Source organism: Sunxiuqinia sp. (assembly GCF_055140945.1).
Genome location: NZ_JBSQYS010000002.1, coordinates 55,440 through 77,240, shown reverse-complemented (window position 1 = coordinate 77,240; position 21,801 = coordinate 55,440). Strand labels below are relative to the sequence as shown.

General features: G+C 42.6%; 16 protein-coding genes. All 16 read right to left on the bottom strand.

Going from position 1 to position 21,801, the window contains the following annotated elements:
• Positions 1–84: 84 nt before the first annotated feature.
• Positions 85–660: an RNA polymerase sigma-70 factor gene (locus ACTB00_RS01120; RefSeq protein ID WP_463298107.1), complete on the bottom strand. Its 576-nt coding sequence runs from the start codon at positions 658–660 to the stop codon at positions 85–87.
• Between the two features lie 133 nt (positions 661–793).
• On the bottom strand, positions 794–2,080 hold the full coding sequence (locus ACTB00_RS01115) for a glycosyltransferase family 4 protein (RefSeq protein WP_463298106.1): 1,287 nt from the start codon (positions 2,078–2,080) through the stop codon (positions 794–796).
• A 30-nt stretch (positions 2,081–2,110) separates the two neighbouring features.
• A complete protein-coding gene (locus tag ACTB00_RS01110) occupies positions 2,111–3,217 on the bottom strand; it encodes an outer membrane protein assembly factor BamB family protein (RefSeq protein ID WP_463298105.1) in 1,107 nt (368 codons plus the stop codon).
• A gap of 64 nt (positions 3,218–3,281) precedes the next feature.
• Positions 3,282–4,874, bottom strand: a complete 1,593-nt coding sequence (locus ACTB00_RS01105; protein WP_463298104.1) for an FAD-dependent oxidoreductase — start codon at positions 4,872–4,874, stop codon at positions 3,282–3,284.
• Positions 4,875–4,901: 27 nt separating this feature from the next.
• A complete protein-coding gene (locus tag ACTB00_RS01100) occupies positions 4,902–7,256 on the bottom strand; it encodes an NAD(P)H-dependent oxidoreductase subunit E (RefSeq protein WP_463298103.1) in 2,355 nt (784 codons plus the stop codon).
• A 4-nt stretch (positions 7,257–7,260) separates the two neighbouring features.
• On the bottom strand, positions 7,261–9,150 hold the full coding sequence (locus ACTB00_RS01095) for an outer membrane protein assembly factor BamB family protein (RefSeq protein ID WP_463298102.1): 1,890 nt from the start codon (positions 9,148–9,150) through the stop codon (positions 7,261–7,263).
• Between the two features lie 16 nt (positions 9,151–9,166).
• Positions 9,167–10,420 carry a 4Fe-4S binding protein gene (locus tag ACTB00_RS01090; RefSeq protein WP_463298101.1) on the bottom strand — a complete coding sequence of 418 codons (1,254 nt, stop codon included), beginning with the start codon at positions 10,418–10,420 and terminating at the stop codon, positions 9,167–9,169.
• Positions 10,421–10,433: 13 nt separating this feature from the next.
• Positions 10,434–11,213 (bottom strand): 4Fe-4S dicluster domain-containing protein, encoded by a 780-nt coding sequence (locus ACTB00_RS01085; protein ID WP_463298100.1) that lies wholly within the window; start codon positions 11,211–11,213, stop codon positions 10,434–10,436.
• Positions 11,213–12,181: an NHL repeat-containing protein gene (locus ACTB00_RS01080; RefSeq protein WP_463298099.1), complete on the bottom strand. Its 969-nt coding sequence runs from the start codon at positions 12,179–12,181 to the stop codon at positions 11,213–11,215. The genes ACTB00_RS01085 and ACTB00_RS01080 overlap by 1 nt, the downstream gene beginning before the upstream one ends.
• Entirely contained in the window at positions 12,178–12,555 is a 378-nt protein-coding gene (locus ACTB00_RS01075; RefSeq protein ID WP_463298098.1) for a hypothetical protein, read from the bottom strand. Before ACTB00_RS01075 ends, ACTB00_RS01080 begins: the two co-directional genes overlap by 4 nt.
• A gap of 143 nt (positions 12,556–12,698) precedes the next feature.
• Entirely contained in the window at positions 12,699–14,120 is a 1,422-nt protein-coding gene (locus ACTB00_RS01070; protein ID WP_463298097.1) for an outer membrane protein assembly factor BamB family protein, read from the bottom strand.
• Positions 14,117–15,364: an outer membrane protein assembly factor BamB family protein gene (locus ACTB00_RS01065; protein WP_463298096.1), complete on the bottom strand. Its 1,248-nt coding sequence runs from the start codon at positions 15,362–15,364 to the stop codon at positions 14,117–14,119. Before ACTB00_RS01065 ends, ACTB00_RS01070 begins: the two co-directional genes overlap by 4 nt.
• A gap of 180 nt (positions 15,365–15,544) precedes the next feature.
• A complete protein-coding gene (locus tag ACTB00_RS01060; protein ID WP_463298095.1) occupies positions 15,545–16,759 on the bottom strand; it encodes an outer membrane protein assembly factor BamB family protein in 1,215 nt (404 codons plus the stop codon).
• Between the two features lie 264 nt (positions 16,760–17,023).
• A complete protein-coding gene (gene pelA / locus ACTB00_RS01055) occupies positions 17,024–18,196 on the bottom strand; it encodes a pectate lyase (RefSeq protein WP_463298094.1) in 1,173 nt (390 codons plus the stop codon).
• Between the two features lie 11 nt (positions 18,197–18,207).
• The gene (locus ACTB00_RS01050; RefSeq protein ID WP_463298093.1) at positions 18,208–19,731 is read right to left on the bottom strand and encodes a family 43 glycosylhydrolase; all 1,524 of its coding nucleotides are present in this window, start codon (positions 19,729–19,731) and stop codon (positions 18,208–18,210) included.
• Between the two features lie 66 nt (positions 19,732–19,797).
• Entirely contained in the window at positions 19,798–21,795 is a 1,998-nt protein-coding gene (locus ACTB00_RS01045) for an alpha/beta hydrolase family protein (protein WP_463298092.1), read from the bottom strand.
• Positions 21,796–21,801 lie beyond the last annotated feature (6 nt).

The window sequence follows — 21,801 nt, the reverse complement described above, 5'->3', positions numbered from 1 at the left end:
TCCTAAGACAAGAATCCGCCATTCAATCTACCATTAGAACACTTTAACAGATCATCAACTAAATGTTAATTAAAAACAATCGGATTATTTACGTTGCTTGAAGAAGGTAAACAGCACCACACAACTGGCTGAAGCATATTGTGTAACCTGCTTCACAGCTTCGGTCATTTGCTTTTGAACGGTGTGAACCGAAATGGCCAACAAATCGGCAATTTCTTTATATTTCATCCCTTCCATCCGGTTGAGTATAAAAATGGTTCGGCGTTGTGGAGGCAGTTTATCAATGATCATTTCAACCTGCCGCAAGGTTTCGGCATAAGTTAAACACGCATCAGCATGTTCATTGGAATAATCGCTGGACTCGAACGATTCAATTTCCTCAAACCGTATTTTTTGAGCCTTCAGAAAATTGACCGACTGGTTTTTGACTGCCGTAAATAAGTATGATTTAATACTTGACTTGATCGATAGAGTATCTCGTTTTAACCAAATAGCCAAAAACACATCAGAAACAACTTCTTCCGTATAGTCTACACTTTTTAGAAAGGAAAAAGCGAAGTTACAAAGCGGATGATAGTATCTTTTATACAATAATTCCAATGCTTTTTGATCACCTTGACTTATTTGGGCAAAGATTGCTGTGTCGGTTTGAAAATCCATTTCTTCACATTCTTGAATCAGCAAAAATAAATGGAACCCGCCTTTAGGCCATTAAGAATCGAATAATTGTTGTTTCACTTTTATCAATAATTGCCTGCCTTGCAAAATTATTCAACAACGGCATAACCGAAGATCATTTTACTACCTTCTTATAGATCTCCACCAACCTTTCCGACTGTTTATGAATATCAAAGTGGGCTTTCACTCCTTCTAAGCCTTTTTGGCTCAGTTTGGTTAGTTCTTGTTGGTCGAGGATGATGCTTTTCCACGCCTTGGCTAATTTTTTAGCGCTGTTCGGATGATAAGTCAATCCGCCACCGGAAATCTCAGCCACCTCAGGAAAAGCCCCCAGTTTAGGCTGAACTAAAGGAATTCCTGACGCTAGTGCTTCCAACTGATACAAACCAAAAGCTTCTCCGTTCAACACGGGAACTGTCAATAATGCCACGGTATCAAAAAATTTCTGACGGGAAGGATTTTCAAATTCTTCGACCCAAAATACATCATCTTCTAATCCGGCCTTCGCAATTCTTTTCTTTTGCTCTTTAATGAAATGAGTATCGTCGTTGGTTCTTCCACCGGTAATTTTAAGTTTCACCGACTGGTAAACTTCATCTTCTTTTAAATAAATGAAAGCATCAACCAATATGCCCAAACCATTTTCTTCGCACATGCGCGAAATAAACCCGATAACCGGCTCCTTTTGCTCAACTGGTTTTACCGGATAATCGGCTGCATCGACACCAATATGATTGATGAAAAGCTGATCGCGGCGAATATGCATTCGCGTCAACATCTCTTTCGCGTAAAAATGACTGACAGCGACAAAGGCATCTACTTCCCTACCGCGTTCTTCCATCAATTGCCAAACCTCTTCACGATGCTTATCGCTCATCACATCTACCCATACATCTTCGTCCTGCAATGAACAAACTACGGGAATGTTCATTTCCTGCTTAATGCGTCGGGCAAGCCCCAAAAGCAGTGCATTCGAAAGGTGCACCACGTCGGGCTTGGCGTCATCGCGTAACCACTCCACCAAGCGTTCCAGTTCTTCTTTCTGCAAGCCTTCTTCTCCTAAAAGCATGGAGACAGTCATTTCTTCCAAGCCCTTTGCACGGGTCGATCCGGCATTTTGAGCAGCAAGATGAAGAACCGATTTTGAATTCAACATTTTATCGACAAATGTTGGCATATGGCGAAAAATTGGGAAGCGCTGTTTCAAATAAATATCCACAGCCCCGTAAAAAACAGGGATGTCGTTTAAGTCATGCGCATCTTCAAACAACGGCAAGTATAAAGGAACCTTAATTACCTCTTGACCTAAATCCTGCAAAGCCTTCATGTACTTACTATCGCGCAGGCAGTTACCGCAGTAAAAACTACCGCCCGAACCGGGTATGATGTGTGCAATTTTCATAAATTGATCATTTTATAAATCCGTCGTTCGTCAATTCGATTCTCCCAATATATACAATCGACCGTCATTAGCGCCAATAATTATCTTACCCTCGTAGTAGGCCGGAGAACTCACCATCTGGCTGCCAATTTCGTAACTCCATAGTTCCTCTCCGGTTTTCAATGCATTTATATAAAGCATCCCATCCATCGTTGCGGTGATTACTCTATTTCCAATAATTATGGATGATGAGTTGACCCGGTTTGATAAGCGTTTCGACCAAACTAATTTACCATCTTTTCGATTAAAACAGTAAAGATTCCGGTCTTCATTTCCAATAACAATATAATCTCCTGCAACTGCCGGTGACGACACAAAAGGTAAATTCTTATCAGGATCGTCATAAATCCATAGAAATTTTCCTTCGTCTAACTCCACTGCAAAAAAACGCCCGTCATAATCGCCAATATATGCTTCTTTTCCAATAATAGCAGGCGATGAAGCCACATACGTCGACAATTCAATTTTGCGGGTTGCCTGTCCGGTTTGAAGATTCACCAGATGCAAAAAACCATCACAACCACCAAAAACAACATTTTCCTGATACAGCGCAGGAGCTCCGTTGATAAAATTGTCGGACTCATATTTCCATAGGTTTTGTCCATTCTCAAGGTCTACACCGTGCAAATAATAATCATAACTTCCCACGGCAATCACTGTTCTGGCCCCCTCAGTGTGCCAATTGGCCGAACCAATAATTTGATTGTCGGTTTTATATTTCCACACCAGCTTACCTTCTCTCTGGTTCAAGCAAAAGAGCCATCCATCCAACGATCCAAAAATGGCTTTCCCATCCAATAAAATCGCAGGAGCTTCAATCGCATTCTCGGCATTAAACTTCCATTTCAACTCCCCTTTTAAATCGAACGCATAGAAAAAACCATCGGTCGAGCCGCAATAAACAATTCCATCCTCAACAACGGGAGATGCTTTAATATCATCATCGGTTTGAAAAGAGGCTAAAAGCTGAAGTTGCTCCGGAAGCTTAGCGGACACAGACGCAGTCAATTGTTGATCGCCCCGAAAGATGGGCCATTGAGATTGAGCCAGCAAGGTATTGGCCAGAATGATTAAAAAGAATAGGATTTTGTACTTCATACTTTTATCTTTTACAAACGCTATAAAGACCATTATCTTAATTGACAAAGATCCAGAAGCAAGTTCAGGAGGACTCCGTTAGATTATTGAGCTGTTCTTCAGAATCAGTTTTCGCAAGTGCTCCTGTCGGGCATTTTTCAGCTACCAATGCAGCGTTTTTTTCAAACGCTTTTTCTACCGATTCCGAAAAAGGAACACCTACTTTGACATCGAAACCACGGCCAATAAATGAGAACCCAAAGGTTTCCTGGTGTTGCTGTGTAATGCGCACACAAATACCACATTTAATGCACTTGGAGCTTTCGTAAATAATGTTTTGGGGGGCAAACTCTTTTTGAATAGGAAAACGTTTAGTATATTGAAAGCGCCTTTGCACCGCACCAAATTGATCTGACAACTCCCGTAATTTACAGCTTTCCGGGTTACGACAATCGCAATGCAGGCAACGTTTAGCCTCGGCGATAGCCTCTTCTTTATTAAAGCCAGTTGCTTTCCCGCGGCTCGCCTCCAGACGTTTTGAATCGTTTGATTCCTTCAGGTACTCACCAAACTCGGGCTCTTGTAATTTTCCAAACTTCGAATTAAAACGGCTAGGATAAGCTTTTAGCTCCCCTGTTTGGAAAAGCTTATCCAATACAAAGGCCAGTTCTTTGCCCTGCCCAACCGAACGAACAGCTAACTTAGACGTACGCAGTGCATTACCAATGGCAAATACGTTTTCGATGGACGTTTGATAAGTTGCTTTGTCGATTTCAACACCTGCCTTAGAAAAAGATAGCCCACAATCTTTCCATTGACCAGTTGAACCTCCCGCAGCTATTATTACCGCATCATAGTCCTGTTGCAATTTCTCAAATTGTACCTGATCAATTACTGAATTATATTTAATCTGAATTGAAGAATTCAAAATAGCGCCGATTTCAGCTTCTCTGACTTTGGTTGGCAAAACAGATTCCTCTATTTCCAATAGCTCACCACCAGCTTTTTCATTTTTCTCAAAAAGAACCACCTCGTGTCCTGTTTTATTCAGGTAAAAAGCCGCTGCTAATCCGGCAGGTCCAGCACCAATAATCGCCACTTGTTTACCCGATTTTTCTTTCAGTTGAACCAGCGGAGCAATCCCTTTTTCCAATTCCTGATCAGCAGCAAAACCTTTTAACAGGCAAATCGAAACCGGATCATCGACTTGCTTTCTCCGGCAACCCGCTTCACAAGGAGCAGGACAGATTCGACCTAAAATAGCAGGCAATGCAATATCGCGTTTCACCACTTCTATAGCTTTTGCATAATTGCCAGAGGCTATCAGGCGGTTCATCAACGGAATATTCATGTGTGCTGGACATACCAACTGGCAGGGCGCCTCGCAATCGCCCACGTGCTCGCTCAAGAGCAATTCCAGTGAGGCCTTTCGCGATTCACTGCATTCTGCATCGTCCGTTATAATTTCCATTCCATTCATCGCCGGCATTGAGCACGAAGCCATCAGCTTTCCATTGCGTACATCTTTCACTAAACACACCATACATGAGGTAAAATGCCCCGTTCCCTCCAGATGACACATCGTTGGAATGTCGATCTCCAGTTTCCGGGCAGCTTCTAAAAGCGTAGTACCTTCCGAAACTTCTATGGCTTGGTTATTTATTTTTAGTTTGATCATTGTCCTAACCTTTTTTCGTCATGCGGCCTACCTCACATCTACTGCATCAACCGGGCATACTTGCCGGCAAGCATCACATTTAATACACAATTCCATATTCACCGAGTGCTTTTTGTGGGGCTCAAATTTGATGGCCTCAACCGGGCATTTTTGTGCGCATTTCGTACAGCCAATACATTCGTCGTTGATAGAATAGCTAATCATTTCTGTACATTTCCCTGACGGACATCGCCCCTCAATGTGAGCTTCATATTCATCAGAAAAATAGCGTAAAGTGGTAATAATCGGATTTGGTGCCGATTTTCCCAGGTTACACAAACTTCCTTTTTTGGTCCAATCAGCCAGATACCTCAGTTCCTCCAAATCTTTTTTGGTTCCTTTCCCGGTGGTAATCTTATTTAGAATATCCAACATGCGTTTTGTTCCAACCCGGCAAAAAGTGCACTTTCCACAGGATTCTTCTTGCGTAAACGAAAGAAAATAACGGGCTATATCCACCATGCAGTCATCTTCATCCAGTACCACCAAACCACCGGATCCCATCATAGCTCCCACTTCAATCAACGATTGATAATCAATTGGTGTATCGTATAATGATGCCGGAATACAACCTCCGGAGGGACCTCCTACTTGCACCGCTTTGAATTTCTTCCCGTTTTGTACGCCTCCTCCAATTTCTTCGACAATCTGACGAATGGTAATTCCCATTGGCACTTCAATCAGTCCGCCACGATTTACCTTTCCGGCCAGTGAAAATACTTTGGTTCCCTTGGAGGTATCAGTTCCAATGCCTGCAAAATGCTCCTTTCCGTTTCGGATAATATAGGAAACCTGCGCGAATGTTTCGGTATTGTTGATCAGGGTTGGCTGCCCCCACAAACCTTTTTGTGCGGGAAATGGCGGTCGAATGGTCGGAAAACCACGATTCCCCTCAATGGAAGCCATCAAAGCGGTTTCCTCTCCGCACACAAAAGCTCCGGCTCCCTCATAGATTTGAATATCAAAATTGAAGGTGGAGCCTAAAATATTTTCACCCAGTAGATTTTGCTCCCGGCAATTAATCAGGGCTTGCCTGATTCTTGTAACTGCAAGCGGATACTCCGCCCGAATATAGAAATAACCATCGGTGGCCTGCACTGCCCGGGCTGCAATCAACATGCCTTCAATCACCCGGTATGGGTACGATTCCAACAGCATCCGATCCATAAAAGCTCCGGGGTCTCCTTCATCGCCATTGCAAATAAGGTATTTCTTTTCGCCGTGTTCCTTCTCCACCAACTCCCATTTCAACCCGGTTAAAAAGCCTGCTCCACCCCGACCACGCAAGCCACTTTCTTTTACTGTTTGAATGACCTCCTGCCGATCCATTTTCAAGGCTGTTTTTAACGCCTCGAATCCACCAAAACTTCGATATTCATCCATATCCAGCGGATTAATTACTCCGCGATGTTCAGTTGCAATTGGTAACTGCCGATCTAAAAAGCTGGACACCATTTCATCGCGTACGTCAATCGCATAACGATCAACACCTTCCCAAACTTCATCGGTTTGTACTTTTTCCAGAAAGCTAAAAGCCTTGTTTTTAACTCGTCCGATCAGACTTTTCGATTTGAAATGGGTATTGACAATATCAGTAATTTCATTGGGTTTCACTCTAGCATATAACTTGCTTTGTTTGTTTTCATCAATCACCTCAACCAGTGGCACCTGGTGACACATGCCCACACAGCCCACGTTTTTCAGTTGCAGGTTTATTCCCGTATTTTCAATCGTCTGCTCAATTTCCTTCTTAACTTCTTCGCTTCCACTAGCCACACAACAGGATCCCAGCCCAATTCGAATCTCCCCTTGAAACTCACTTCCATCGGCATTTCTATACTTGCCTTTCTTTCCAACTTTCCCAACCTGACTTTCAAAATCGTGAAGAACTGAAGCTACTTTGTCGGTTGTCACGTGCCCATAAGTAATATCATCGACCTGCACAACGGGAGCCAACGTGCAACACCCGAGACAAGAAACTTTTTCGAGCGTATATTTTCCTTCTGCATCCGTCTCTTCATTGCCTTTCAAGTTAAAATGCCGCTTAAAAGCATCATATACCTGCATCGCTCCTTTTACATGGCAAGCCGTTCCCACACAAACTTTCACCATATGCTGTCCGGCCGGCTGCATGCGAAACTGCGAATAAAAACTGGCAACACCTGTGATATTTTCAGGGGTAATCTCAGTGGTCTCGCAAACATGTCGCAAGGCTTCTTCCGGCAGGTAGTTGTATTGGTCCTGAATGGTCTGCAAAATTGGAATCAACGAGCCTTTCGTCTTTCCTTTCTGCTGAACAATCTGGTCAACCTGCGTGATGATATCTTTAATTTCCTCTGTCATTTCATTAATTTCCGATGCAATACAAATGATCAAATCCGCGTAAAAACATTTTCTCCTGGGCAAAAACCGGCGAACAAACCGACCGCTCGCCTAAAGAAGATTCTGCAACTAACTGAAACTCTTTTCCTAATTTGAAAACGTGTAAATTGCCTCCCATGTCCATCAGGTAGACGTTCCCATCAGCATAAACAGGCGAAGCGTAAATGCCATCGCCATACTCCTGCTCCCAGTATTTGGTACCATCTTTGGCATTGTAACAAGCCACTACTCCATAGCTTGTGGCAATAATTAAAAAGCCATCAACCGCTAACGGACTGGCAACTTCCGGCAGATACTCGCTGTCTTCCCAAACGATTTCAGCCTGACCACCCACTTTAATGGCCGCTAAGGTCGCATATTCATTGGCCGCATAAACCATTCCGTCTGAATAGCCAACCGATGGACCAACTTCACCCATCATGCATTCCACTGTCCATAATTCTTTTCCGGTTTCCGGATCGTAACCTGCAACCAATGGTTCAGCATTTAAAATTAGCTGTGCTTTCCCATCAACATCAGCCAACACCGGCGATGCCCAGGAAATTCGCACATCTCGAACTGTTTCCCATTGAGCAGAGCCATCAGCCGTGTTTAGCGCCATCACTTTAGATCCACGATTGGTGTCATACTGAACAATGAGCTTGTCCCTATAGATGATAAGCGATGACGAATGACCGTAGTGGTTATCGGGGACACCCAGATTTTTGGACCACAACCGCTTACCTTCAAAATCGAGCGCAATTAAATCACCGGTTCCGAAAATGGCAAAAACAGCATTTCCATTGGTTGCCATTGTCGGTGCAGCCAATCCGGTATCTTCCGTTACATTCGGCATTTTTGCCGGTGATCCTGAAATTTGGTCGGCCTTAGCTTGCCACAATAATTCACCTGTTTTTGTATCGTAGCAATACACCTCGCGGGCTTCTTTATCAGCCCCTGAAACAAATAACTTGTTCCCCCAAACAATAGGAGAATTGTAGCCATGCTTAGGAACCTGAACTTTCCAAAGCACATTCTCTCCTGTCGTAGCATCAAATTTGTCTGGCACATTTGTTTTATAAGTGATTCCATCGCCATCCGGTCCCCGAAAAAATGGATAGTTATTCCGGAATTCTTCTTCAGTCGGAATGGACAATTTTGCAGGCGTTTGAGCTACCTGTGCTTTCGGTTCTTCCTTTTTCGCTAATTCAGGTTGGGGATTATCTTGTTGAGATCCACTAACAACCTGACTATTAACATCCTCATCTTCAGGAAATGCTTCAACTTGTTTTTCTTTTGTTGCTGTTTCAACTTGCTCGGTAAGTGGCACTGGTTGAACATCGATAACCTCAACATTTGATGTAGCCTGATTATCCGCTAAGTCACCTTTCGGTTCATACGAGTCTAACAAATCATTTGACAAGAAGCCCGCCAACAGAGCAAAAACAAAGAGTCCCAAGCCTGAATAAACCAACCACTTTCGTGCTAACTGTTTGTCCAGAAAAGCGTCTTTTTCAATGCTTTCCAATTCTTCCAGCCCTGAGCGAAGCGATTTTTGATAACGGATTGCCAACACAAACACAAGCACACTAAATATTAGCAGGTAGGCACCAGTCCGAATTTGCCACTGACTGGTGAAATACGCCTTCCGAATCAGCAGATCCAGCGCCCGGATATTTTCCTTCAGCACTTCGTCATTCGGATGATCATGCAGCTGTTCAACCAAGGTTTGCAAAGCCGGGCTTTCCAATGGATCTACGCTTTCTAATTGCAGGTAGTTGGCAATTAGCATCACACTAACCACCAAACTAAAAAGAGCGGCAATCCAGGTAATACCTTTCGCCAAGTTCATTTTATCGTTAATCGTCCAATTCATTTTATTTTCTATCGATTTAGTTCTTCACCGGGCAATAATCCATACATCGTCCACAGCTTAAACAATTGGTTTTATCGGGTTCATAGTCATGACGGTTTCTATGCGATGCCAGTTTTAAAAGGGTCAGTCCAACAACCAAGCCCATAAATCCTCCCAAAATCCAGCCTCCCCAGTAAAATTGACTTCTAATTTCCCTGGCTTCTTTTACAAGTTCGTCCATTGATTCACCGGATTGCACAAAAGCGCGGGCATCAATATAGTCGGGATCGTTCTTCAATTCCGGGTTTTCCACTAGCTGTTCTGCCAAATAAACTTTCGAGTTGAATTTGGATAACGGTCCGTGCAACATTGATCCGGCCAAACCTCCAATTCCGATCCACAGTGGAATAAAAAACAAGTAAGTCATTAGGCGTTGTACATTTGATCGCCGGTTTCCTTGTTCTTCCTCCGGTTTTTCAATGACTCCATAAGGACATGAGTTGGCACACAACTTACACTGAATACAGTTGGACGGGGTTATGCTCATGTGCTTTTTGGAGAACGTTGACATCCATCCAAGCAGCACGCCGTAAGGACAGAAAAAGCGGCAATAAGGACGGGCGACAAAAATTCCGACAAGTAAAAATAGTCCGCCAAGCAGTAACATCTGAAATTCAGCATCGAAGCGAAAGATACCAACAAACGGATCATATCGGCAGATTAAAAACTCAGACCGGGTTGCGGCGTATAAAATAGCTAAGCCCAGATATAAGTAGGGAATCATCCCTAATATTTTTTGTAGCCATTTGGGAATTTCAATCGGTCGAAAAGCAACTAAATCCTGAATAGCCCCCAACGGACAGACAGCAGCACAGAAAGTCCTTCCGTAAAAAAGCGTTACAACCAACGGAATGACAAAAAAGGCCAATGCTGTAAATGGCAAAACATACGTAGGATCAAAAATGGCGAGTGTGACATTTTGAATCGCTCCAATGGCGCAAATGCATCCTTCTCGAAAAAAACCAAAATAAAGTAAGGCAAAAACAGAGGTCCACATCACCCCCCTACGCGAACGTTTTTTAACTACAAACCAGGTGGCAATCACCAACGCTGCGATTAAAACAAACACATCCAAATATTCCAAAAATAAAGCTCTCGGAGCTGCTTGTGTTGTGGATGGCTGTACATAGCCGGTTTCAAATTCCGGTTTTGGAAAACGCTGTTGCGCCCAGACCGGAATGCTCAGTATTAAAGCAGAAATTGAAAAAAATATTTTAGCGATTCGGTTCATTCGTTTTGTCAGTTTAAGCTGGCTTGTTGTTATCATCCTTGTTCGTGAAGTCACCCTTTATTTTGTATGGTTGGCTGGCTGGCACGCGCTCAAAAGCATCAGCCGGGCACACCCGGGCAATGGAACATTCATTGCAATTCACGCATAAATCATGACGCACTTGCAAATGCAGCGAACCATTTCCAAACGATGTACAACCTTCCACACATTTAGCACATCCAATGCATAATTCTTCATCAATCTCATATTCAAAATAAGGATCTTCCACAAATTTACGCTTGATAGCTGCCGTTGGACAAAGCTGGTTTTCTGCTGCTGTAGACCGGGCATTGGCATCCGGTTTGAGATAGCCACCACACAAGTCGCAGTAACCACACAAATCGAAAGCATGAACACATTTCACTGCCGAAGGTGTCACCACACAGTAGTCAGCACATCGACCGCAGTACACGCATTTAAACGGATCGAGCTGCCACACATAATCATCGGCACTGACTTTTAACGCAGCAAAACCAGCCACACCGGCCAATGATGCGCCCAGAGTCAGTCGCATCCCTTTTTGAATAAATTCGCGCCTGTTGGTTTGTTTACTATCTTTTTTTCGCTCATCGTTTCTGCTTTGTTTCGCTTTATCCAAGTCACAGCCAGTGAATAACGAGCATGATTTGCAGACGCCATCAACCGAACAAGTAAAATCAATCTTATTGCGCTTGATTAAAAAGACCGAGCCTCCAATAATCCCGGTTAAAACGCCTAGCCGCAAGCTTTTTTCTATAAACTCTTTTCGATCCATTAATCGCTTTCTTTTGGGTTAAACAGACGTACTTGCTTCCTGTCAAAGTCCAACAAAATCACTTTCCCGTCATCAGACACACAAACATCAGGAGCATGGGAAACCTCGTTAAACTGATTTGCTGTAGCTACTACTCCCAAATATTCTCCATGTTGATCGTAAATTTTTACCCTCACAATTCCTTTCTCGCTGGTTACGAATTTATCTTCGGACATGATAGCCATGTGAGCCGGGTTGCAACACCCGCTAAACCCTTCCGTTTTTACTGATGAAATCGTCCAGGATGTTCGTAACGAACCATCGGCATTGAAATTTTCCAAGCTATGGCGCCCGGGATCAACTGCCCAGAGATAACCTTCTTCATTTAAATCGACATCGAAATACGGACTGGGAATAATGAAGCCCGGGACAGCTTTTTGCTCATCTTTAGCTCCGATTTCACGAATCAGTTTCCCATCACGGGAAAATTGATACACCAAGCGATTTCCGGCGTCGGCGACATAAACATATTCGGGTGAAACAGCCAGAGAAGTAACGACCGAGCGAGGTCCGAAATCAGGCCAACGTTGTAATTCCTTACCATTCTCGTCGATACAAACTATTTGATTTTTAAAAGCCAGCCAAACTTGCGGTCCAGCATCAATTGCAGTTGGTTCATCGCCCAGCTGAATCTCCTGAAGCAATTGCCCTTGCTGATTCAATTTCAGTAAGCTGCTGTCTGCTATCACATAAATAGCTTCATTATAAAAATCAATTCCTTTCGGTTCATCAACCTTTAATTGCAACACCTTCTCTTCCTGGTAAATTATTTCAGAAGAGTCTACCTTAGCGTATTCACTGACATCAAAAGCATACGGGTTCTCAATATTCTTTCCACTCCGATTGACTACAAAATCACGAGCTACAATAATTACAATCCCAATTGCCATAACAATCAGGATGGTATTTATGAGTTTTCGGTGTTTCATTTGTTGTTTTTTATGTAACTATAGAAATTGAAATACTTTATTCGCTCCCTTTCATCAGAGGTATCTACATGGACTTTCCATGCTCTACACTTCTTTTCTATTTTTTCTAAACAGACATACATTACCTCAACTAGCGAATTATTATTAAAATGCGCTATCCTTTCTTTGAAATCATAGTTTATCGATTCATAAATCTTATTTGAGTTTAGCCTAAAAGTTTCACCCGTATTATATCGTCTTCTGCCATCACCATTTAGATGATAGTAAACTACTATCTCATTCCAGTCTAATTTTAATTCAGCATACCCGATAATCTTATTAAACCTGTCAACTACTGGTTCCCACTGAAAAAAAATATCTCTAATCTCCTTCATCTGTTTTTCAGAATATCGATGATTCTTTAACTTTACTTGCCTATCAAATTTTCGACTAGCCCTTTCTTCATCTGCTTCAGGAGAATTAGAATACAAAGGAATTATTGATAATGTTCTTAAGCTACTCCTCGTTAAAAAAGTTTCTATTTACTAATATCCAGGCAAACCATCGTTTTTGCATCACGCATCAAGAGTCGACCATCTGCAATTGCCAGGGGTCCCCAGGCATCGTGTCCATCCAAAATCTTTTTTTGTGCCAATTGAATATATCGTGATGTATCCGGTTTAATCATCGTCAGTGTGCCATCATCATCCAGAATGTACATTTTCTCGTCAGCAATAATGTATGGTCCTAATCCAAACCGAGCTTCCTTTCCGGAAGTCCACACCATTGTCTGCACATCATCGGGGCTAACACAAACCAGCTGATTACGATTAGCTCCACCATCTTTGGGCAAAATTCCAAACAGATGACCCTGCCAAACGATCGGTGTTTGTTGTTCACTCGCTAGCCCCTCTTTGGCTTTGTATTCAGCTAAAACTTCTACTTCGAATTGGTCTCCCCGAGGAACAATACGAATCATCATGCCACCAGCTCCATATCCTGCTGTCAAAAAAATACGTCCATCTTCGAAAACAACCGGCGAAGGAGCTACCACGGAATGATTCCAGGCATTGGACTGCCATAAAACAGTTCCTTCATCCTCACCGTCGGCAGCGATTCCGCAAACGCCTCCATCAGCGCTATACACATACATTTTTCTGCCATTAAAATTCATTGGAACGATGGATGAATGCGACATCTTCCACTTCATGGTATTTGGACATTCCCATAATTTTTCACCCGAATGAATATCAACAGCCATCATAATGGTACTTCCGCCGGGAGCCAAAATAACCTGATCTCCATCAACCAACGGACATTGTGCGGTGTACCACTGTGGGATTTCCGTTCCATATTCTTTCACGATATCCAAACCCCAAACAAAATCGCCCGATTCACGCTCAACACACATCACATGACAACGTGGACCGATTGTGATCACATAATCTTCAGTGACCGTTGGAACTGTCCGGGACATTCCATGATTTCGTTTCACATGCACACCGTAAGAGCGCCGCCAAATTTCCTGCCCATCAGCCAATGAAAAGCAGCGCAGCGCATCTTCGCGTGCTTCTTCATCATAGTCGAGCAAATAGACTTCCCCTTTGTAAATTGCAGGGCCGGCATGCCCTTCGCCCAGCTCTAATGTCCATAACACCTCCGGTTCTTCGGGTGTCCACGACTCTTTCAGGTTTTGCTTTTCAGAAACGATATTATCAAAATTTTCTCCCCGAAACCGAGGCCAGGTGCCATCCATTTCCGGGGCATCGTGTCCAAAAAAGTTAAAATTTTCTCCGATGCGGATAATCTCTTTGATCAAACTTCCGGCTTGTCGGTTATCAGCACCAGGCATGCTTACCTGAAGATCGTCTGTCGGATCTTTTGACAACCAAAAAACAAAGGCCGTTAATCCAACTATCGCCACCAAACCAACCAAAGAATTTATCAATATTCGCTTCACACTTCAGCTTTTATATTATAAACCATCAATACATTGCCATGACGCAGAAAAAGCTTGCCATCGTTGATGAAAGGATGGGCCCAATGCGGACCGGCTCCTTTCTCAATCCTGAACGAACTGATAACATCAAAACCTGCAGGATCCGGTTTTACCAGTGCCACATTTCCACCTTGTTCTTCATAAATGTACAGCAAACCATCGGCATAAATCAATGCGCCTTTGGTGTGCCAGGTCGTATCGTAAGTAAGTTCTCCGGTATCCCAATTTTTACATAGCCAGTTTCCCTTTCGGTTATTTTCCCAGTTTGATCCATAGATAAAACCATCCAGTTCGATCATTCCATGGTGGTGATTATCAAAAATGGTATCGGTATATACTTCCTCCAAAGCCGATGCATCTGCTTTCACCCTCAGCATTTTAGCCGGATAATCGTAGCCCATCGACAAGAATATCTCATTGTTTTTAGAAAGGGGAACATTCGTCCAAATCAGGCCTGGTTGATCTGACCACTTATCGTGCTCATAGTATTTGTAAGTTGTTTTCACTTCGCCAGTTGACGGATCTAACATGATGAGGTGAGTAGCGGTAACTGCTAATACATACTGTTGCCCGTTGTAATTGTAAGTCGTTGCCGACGCATAAGCCCTTTGTCCGCCAACACTTTCCGTTTTCCAGACCTCTTCGCCTGTTATTTTATCTAAAGCAACAACAGAAGTTTCATTTCCTGCCGGCGTACAAATCACTTTATCGTCAACAATCAAGGGAGATTCAGAAACGCCCCAAATGTGCCATTCAGAATGATAATCGCGATCGACATTTACTTTCCAGTTAATCTCTCCGGTTTCAGCATTCAAACAAACCAGCTCGCCAATCCCACTAATTGCATAGATACGATCGCCTTCAAGGGTTGGCGTACTTCTCGTGTCTGGAAATGATTTTTTCCAGGATTCACCATAGGCTACCTGCCATTTCTGATTGCCTCCAAAATCGATACAGGTCAGGTAGTCCAGCGTATCAATCATACCCGAAACATAAATGTATTCCCCATCAGAAACAGCCGAAGAGAATCCTTTTCCTATTCCTTCAAATTCCAGCAGCAAATCAGGGCCTGCTTCGGGCCATTCTTTCAAAAGCTCAGTATCGGTAAATTTGCCATCTCGGTTCGGACCTCGAAATTGAAAAATCTGCGCGTTCACCAGCAAGCCAAAACATAGAATTAATTGAATGAGGACTATTTTTTTCATGTTTATATTTTTCAATTTAAGTTCGTGCAACTTCCGTACTTCACTGTAATGCTTTTATTTCGCACACCAACGCATGGAACTCCCCAATAATCATTCTCCTGTGTAATCGAAATTTTGATCCTGTTCTTTGATATGACTTTTTTGCTATCCTTGGTTAAGCTAATACACATGTCAGAAAGGCTATACGGATATTTTATAGGCAATGAGCGATTTTCCATGCCGAACATACAAAATGCCGTTATGCACCACCGGATGAGCCCAATGTTGTGCCGAGCCAAGCTCAACTTTAGTTTCTGAAATTAGATCCAGTTTCTCAGTACTTGGATTAACCAATGCCAGTTGGCCGCGATCTGAATATAAAATGAATTTATCGGCAGCCATAATTATTACGCCGTTCCCAATTTCTGTTGAATTCCATTTTTCTTCACCTGTTTGGTAGTCCAGACAATACCATCCACGTGACTTATGACCGGATCCGTAGACATAGCCATCAACAATCATAGCTCCTCCCATCTGGTTGTCCATCTTCTCCGTGCTCCATGCTTTGGTAACCGATGAGCCGTCTTCACTTAAAGACAATTTAACACATCCCTGTCCGTAACCGCTAAAGCAAACAAGTGCTCCGTCTTCGTAAATTGGCGTATTTGGATGAATATTGTATTGATTAGGGTGAGGGTAACTCCATAAAAACTCTCCATTCTTTGTATCAAAAGCAACAATCTGATCTCCGGTGTGAGTCACCAGAATCTGACGTTGAGCCAACTTGACCAATTTCGGTGTACAATAAGCTGAAAGTTTACCTTTTCCAGCGCTTTTCCATATCAAATCTCCATTCATACGGTTCAATGCAACCATATTGAATTCCTCTCCACCGGGTGTGAAATAAACTTTCTCGCCGTCAACAACTACTGACTCAGTGAACCCAAAACGAAGATTTTTAGAACCAAAATCATCGTCAATCTTTTTGCTCCATTTTATCTCACCTGAATTTAAGTCCAGACACACCAATTCACCGTAGCCAGATGAAATGTATGCCAAATTGTCCACAATGGTTGGTGTAGGACGTGAGCCCGGATAACTGACATCAAACTCTTTCCCGTATTTGATCTTTTTTAGAAAGGTTCCGTCTTCACTGAAAATATTTAAATAGCCAATTTCATCTTCCATGCCGGTGCAATATATTTTACCATTAGCAAAAGCAGGGCTGGAAAATCCGTCGCCCAGCTCGTCGTAATGCCAAAGAACTTCGGGTCCTTCAGCAGGCCATTCTGCCAATAAATTAGGAGCCGGGTATTTAGCTTCCGAATTTTCCTCACGCCATTGAGTTGGCTGCTGAGCAAAACATGAAAGATTGAAAAGGAACAAAATAAAAAGTACTGATAGTTGATTTTTCATTGCTTAAAAGTTGGTTTTTCAATTGATTCCAAATTTATTAAGGAAAAGCCAGATTACACATACATAGAGTGAATTTAACAAGGTTCTAAATAGTTACACTTGTTAACAAGTATTATGTTTCTTGTCGTCAACTATATGCCTTATTATCAGCGCACAAAAAAAGCTCACCCTGAATCGGATGAACTTTAATTATTCACTATTGAGAAATGTCAACTATCAATTCCTCTCAATAAATCGCATTATTTTAAAAATAACACGCTGGATTTATTCCTCTAGCACATTTTCGGTATTTCCTACTCGCTCAAGCCATTTCGGATACTTGTTTAAAGCACGTTGTGGTGCATCGATATACCACGCGTATCCAACACGTCGTTCGCGACTTACCTCATCCATGGAATAAAGAAATTCACTATTTCGGTCGCAAAACAACGGTCGCTCTGTTTCCAACTCGTAATAGCGTGTCCAAATAGGCGGAGCAGTGGGATCATGAACCACTCTTCGATCTTTTGTAATCGTTTTGTATTTTGATTCCATCGCAGGGGCTTCAAATGTTTCAACACGTGTATTGTATATTTTAGAATCGGCAAACCATTTTACAGCACCTTGAATTGCATTGATAACTTCCTGATCCGGATTTTCAATATCCATTAGCAAAAGAACAATCGAGACACTTTCACCATTGCAAATGGATGGCGGTTCAAAAGCCCTTGCCCACGCCGGTTCGAGAGTCACTTCGTCATGCTGCTGGCACCAGGCCGTCAACCTGCCCTGATCAACAATCTGGCAATCCAAAATACATTCAAGCCCTTTTTTATAAGCTGTTTCAATCTGTTCCCTCATTGCTCCTTCGACAAACTCGAAATTGGAGTTATGATTGACCACCTTCTTTAAGAGGTTCATAATTCCAAGGTATGCACCATCGTTAAAGGTAATATGGCGGCTATAATTATCTTGCAAAGGATAATACTGAGGCCAGCCACCATTATCGTATTGCGCATCCAAAATAAATTGAAACCCGTTTAAACAGGCCTCTTTGTATTTTTTGATTTTGGTTGCTGTATAAACTTTAGCCAAATAATCGACCTGCGTATACGACGTTCCATTGTCGAATGTTGTGTGGAGTTCATCCTTGGTTTCCAACAAACGGTGTTTCTGTTCTTCTGTTAGAATAGCCTGCATATCGTAATTTTTAGGCCATCCACCGTTATTACGCTGATAAAGCAGCATATTGTCAGCAATTTCTGCAATCTCAATATCATCGTACCGTTTCTGGTCAGGCAACGGATTAATGATGTTTCCCTTGTCTTTTATACCGTACCAATGGCCGCTGCTGCTTCGAAAAGGTTGCAGGTCAAAAGCCTCTTTTTCATTTTTATCCTGCTTTGATGCGTAAGATAAACTCCCAATTATTAATAGAAAAACCAAAACAACTTTCATATTTCAAACTCTTATAGTTGGTTATAAATAAAATTATCAAATCGTACCTGACCTTCGCCAAATGCATATAATCCGGCACGAAGGCTAAGAAACTCGCCAAACACGTTGTGATTGAAACCGCTGGCTTCAATGGTACGCTCAACTCTGTTCCATTGCTGCCCATCAGCACTGAAATAAAAGCTGACTTCATTTTCATCAAATAAGACTCTCAGATAACCATGATTCCCCAAGGTGTTCTCTTCTCGTATTTTTGCATTCTTCTGATTATAAACTGTAAATCGATCTTCATTCACAGCGATACGCATATTTCCTTTCTCATTATAAAACAAGCAAAGGCCGGCAGTTACTCCTTCATCAATCGTGTATTCAACCTGAACTTCATATTTTCGATCAGATGAATTGACCAATAACGGCGAACTTTCATCAAAGGAATTACCTGCTGCTCTCAATACCAGTTCACCATCAAGCAAGCGAACACGACCAGGCTCATACAACTTAAAAAACTGCCATTGTAAGCCGAGTGTATCACGATTAAAATCATCAGATAACCCTGTGCCATCTGCTGATTCGTCACCGGCCGGTAGTTGAATTTGATCGGCACTATTTACACCTTCCGGAACTCGAAACCAATTGTCCTCAGTCCATTCAATAGGTAGCATCAGTGTTTGACGACCCAATGTATGAAAGTGCTTTTCGTAGCCATGATACATGATCCACCAATTTCCTTCAGCATCGTCAACTAATGTGCCATGTCCCTGGCTCCACCATCTTTCTGACCGACTTTCAGTATGCACAATTGGATTATACGGTGAATTTTCGAATGGCCCAAAAGGAGATTTGGCGCGAGCAGAAACAACCATGTGTGAAGTTGCAGGACCGGCAGTTCCTCCCTCGGCTGTAATTAAATGATAATAGCCATCTTTCACCGTTGATTTCGGAGACTCCAGGCAAAAGCACTCGGTACTCCAACTGGCGGGAAATTCCCATCCATCATAATTATGTACCGGATCACCCTCGGTTGCCAACCCATTATCCGTCAGTTTTACAACATAGCCCTTCGATAGATATAAATACCGATTGTCATCTAGTCCGGCAACATGCCCCGGATCAATAAAGCCCGGCAATTTTAAGTCGATTGGTTCGGACCACGGACCTTCGGGCGAAGATGCCGTAACGACCCAGTTCGTGCCACCTGCGGGAAAGTAGATATAATATTTGCCCTCATACTCGATTAAATCCGGAGCCCAAACGGAGCCGACATATTCTGTCAGCGCATGACTGATTCTTTTCCAATGAACCAGATCTGTTGAATGCCAGACTAACAATCCCGGATAATAATCAAATGATGAATGAGTCATGTAAAAATCATCGCCCACCCGAACAACTGACGGATCAGGATAATCACCTCCTAAAACCGGATTTTCGTAATAACTCCCTTCTTCCATTTGACCATTCTTTTCTTTTTGATCTGACTGACTGCAAGAAAAGCAAGTTCCCATCAAAGCAACCAGAAGTAAAAGTGTATTCCATTTCATTTTGTATAAGTTTAGTGTTATTTTGTTTTTCTAATAATGGCGATAACGATTTGGAACTGATGTCTTTCAATCAATAAACCTGGTTCGTCCACCCGAGAGCTTAATCAAATCAGCTAAATCATAGTAGTTCAAAACACCATATAAGACATTTGAATAAACATCGCGTTGCATTGGATTTTCAAGATATTCAACATATGATTTCACCGATCTAAACACCTCTGTATTTTCAATTCGTGAATCAAGAAACGTTGCATGAATAGCAGCAGGTCCGTAGCTTCCATTCGCTTTTAGCTGAACCGGATGACTAGCCAGCAAAGAGTTGGATTTGCAAAAATTGAGCAATGAGAAGATATCAGTTACCCGCTGACCAACAATTGGCTTGCCAATATGCATGCTGATCATCGCATTTCGATATTCGCGATTCCAGTATTTTGTATCGTTTAAAGAAAGAGGATCGGTAGTTTCGCCAAATCCACGCAAGTCAGCACATATCAATAGTTGATGTTGATTGACAAATGAACTGAGGGTGGTTTCATCGCTCAAAATTTCATTTTTACCCCCTTCGTTCAAATAAAGAACAACCGGACTTTCCGGATCTATTGTTTCGGGTTTAACAACAATGCAAGGAATAGGCATTTGCCCTTTACGCACAATCTGATACTTGATCAGATCGTAATTTCGATTTTTGATCAAGCCGGTTTGTTCCACCTCAATTTCTTCATTGGGCAAACTGATGCCGAGGATTTCCATTACCTTTTGACTGACTTCTGCATTATCTTTCTGAAGAAAATCGTGGCGCTCAGACTCATATTCGTTGGCCAACTTTAAATGATATTCAGGAATGGAAACATTGCCAGAGATGGAAGTGATAACTTGTCCTGTGACGGTGCATTGTAAATCAGCCGCAGAAATATTGGGCTGATCAGCCTCTTTCACCGCCACTGTATCCTGAAACATCCATCGGCGAAACCAGCTAACCATTGCTTCACGTTTGGGTTTTGGCATACCGTGCCCGCCTTCAATTGTAAATAAACTGACTTTTTCAGGGACTCCCAACGCCGTATAAGCCATTTTGAGTTCATCAAAGGCCTGAGTGGCTCCCCAGTAATCAACAAAATCATATTTTCCCGACATAATGAGAACCGGCTTTGGAGCCATCATCAACACAAAGTCAGCGATTTCCAATTGTTCCCTTCCTTCGTATGGAGTATGCTGACATCCGTCGGATGGGCCATCCAATTCCAACACCCTTTCTCTTTTTGAAAAGTAGCTGCAAACGGTGGCCACCTGAATACGATCGTCCAGCCCAACCAGATAACTGGCTTGAGTGCCCCCGCCCGAACTACCAAATGCACCAATCCGTTTTTTGTCAATATCAGTGCGGCTAACCAAGTAATCCACGGCCCTGTGATTATCCCAAAACTCATAAGCTGCCAGGCTGTACCCCAGTAAATTGGCTCCACTGTTCAGCAAGGTATGTTCGGTTGTTGCACCACGCGTTTGTGCCTTGCTGTCTGCATCCACAAACTGTATTCGCTCGCCCTGACCAATCGGATCGACAACCAAGGTGGCAATTCCATTCCTGGCACAAAGGATAGCTGCTTGCGATGCAGGTATTTTACCGCCCAATCCATGACCACAAAGTTTAACCACCGCCGGAAAAGGGCCATCGCCGTCCGGCAAATACATATTGGCGGTTACAAATCGATTGGGAATACTTTCAAAGATGATTTTTTCAATACGAAAACCATCATACTGTGAGCTTCCTATAATTTGGGCGTTTAAAGCTGCCCCCTCAGGAAAATTACCAACAATCTTTTTGTATCGTTCAATACATTCATCCCGATATTTAATCATAGAAGCCCTTGATGCAGATGCCTCTCTAAAATGGAGTTCCCGACCTGAATATTGACGATGCACTTCACGCATCAGATATTTATTGTATGCTGTACTCATTCGCCATGGAAGCGAATTGAATCTTGCTTGCCCTTTTACATTTAAGGCAAACCCGCCTATAATGATCAAAACGACAATTAGTTTTTCAAGCTGAATTCTTCTATTCATGATGAT

What these genes read in the sequence shown, in the direction of transcription:
- ACTB00_RS01120 (WP_463298107.1), bottom strand. Translation starts at nt 660, where the DNA reads ATGGATTTTCAAACCGACACAGCAATCTTTGCCCAAATAAGTCAAGGT.
- ACTB00_RS01115 (WP_463298106.1), bottom strand. Translation starts at nt 2,080, where the DNA reads ATGAAAATTGCACACATCATACCCGGTTCGGGCGGTAGTTTTTACTGC.
- ACTB00_RS01110 (WP_463298105.1), bottom strand. Translation starts at nt 3,217, where the DNA reads ATGAAGTACAAAATCCTATTCTTTTTAATCATTCTGGCCAATACCTTG.
- ACTB00_RS01105 (WP_463298104.1), bottom strand. Translation starts at nt 4,874, where the DNA reads ATGATCAAACTAAAAATAAATAACCAAGCCATAGAAGTTTCGGAAGGT.
- ACTB00_RS01100 (WP_463298103.1), bottom strand. Translation starts at nt 7,256, where the DNA reads ATGACAGAGGAAATTAAAGATATCATCACGCAGGTTGACCAGATTGTT.
- ACTB00_RS01095 (WP_463298102.1), bottom strand. Translation starts at nt 9,150, where the DNA reads ATGAATTGGACGATTAACGATAAAATGAACTTGGCGAAAGGTATTACC.
- ACTB00_RS01090 (WP_463298101.1), bottom strand. Translation starts at nt 10,420, where the DNA reads ATGAACCGAATCGCTAAAATATTTTTTTCAATTTCTGCTTTAATACTG.
- ACTB00_RS01085 (WP_463298100.1), bottom strand. Translation starts at nt 11,213, where the DNA reads ATGGATCGAAAAGAGTTTATAGAAAAAAGCTTGCGGCTAGGCGTTTTA.
- ACTB00_RS01080 (WP_463298099.1), bottom strand. Translation starts at nt 12,181, where the DNA reads ATGAAACACCGAAAACTCATAAATACCATCCTGATTGTTATGGCAATT.
- ACTB00_RS01075 (WP_463298098.1), bottom strand. Translation starts at nt 12,555, where the DNA reads ATGAAGGAGATTAGAGATATTTTTTTTCAGTGGGAACCAGTAGTTGAC.
- ACTB00_RS01065 (WP_463298096.1), bottom strand. Translation starts at nt 15,364, where the DNA reads ATGAAAAAAATAGTCCTCATTCAATTAATTCTATGTTTTGGCTTGCTG.
- ACTB00_RS01060 (WP_463298095.1), bottom strand. Translation starts at nt 16,759, where the DNA reads ATGAAAAATCAACTATCAGTACTTTTTATTTTGTTCCTTTTCAATCTT.
- pelA (WP_463298094.1), bottom strand. Translation starts at nt 18,196, where the DNA reads ATGAAAGTTGTTTTGGTTTTTCTATTAATAATTGGGAGTTTATCTTAC.
- ACTB00_RS01050 (WP_463298093.1), bottom strand. Translation starts at nt 19,731, where the DNA reads ATGAAATGGAATACACTTTTACTTCTGGTTGCTTTGATGGGAACTTGC.
- ACTB00_RS01045 (WP_463298092.1), bottom strand. Translation starts at nt 21,795, where the DNA reads ATGAATAGAAGAATTCAGCTTGAAAAACTAATTGTCGTTTTGATCATT.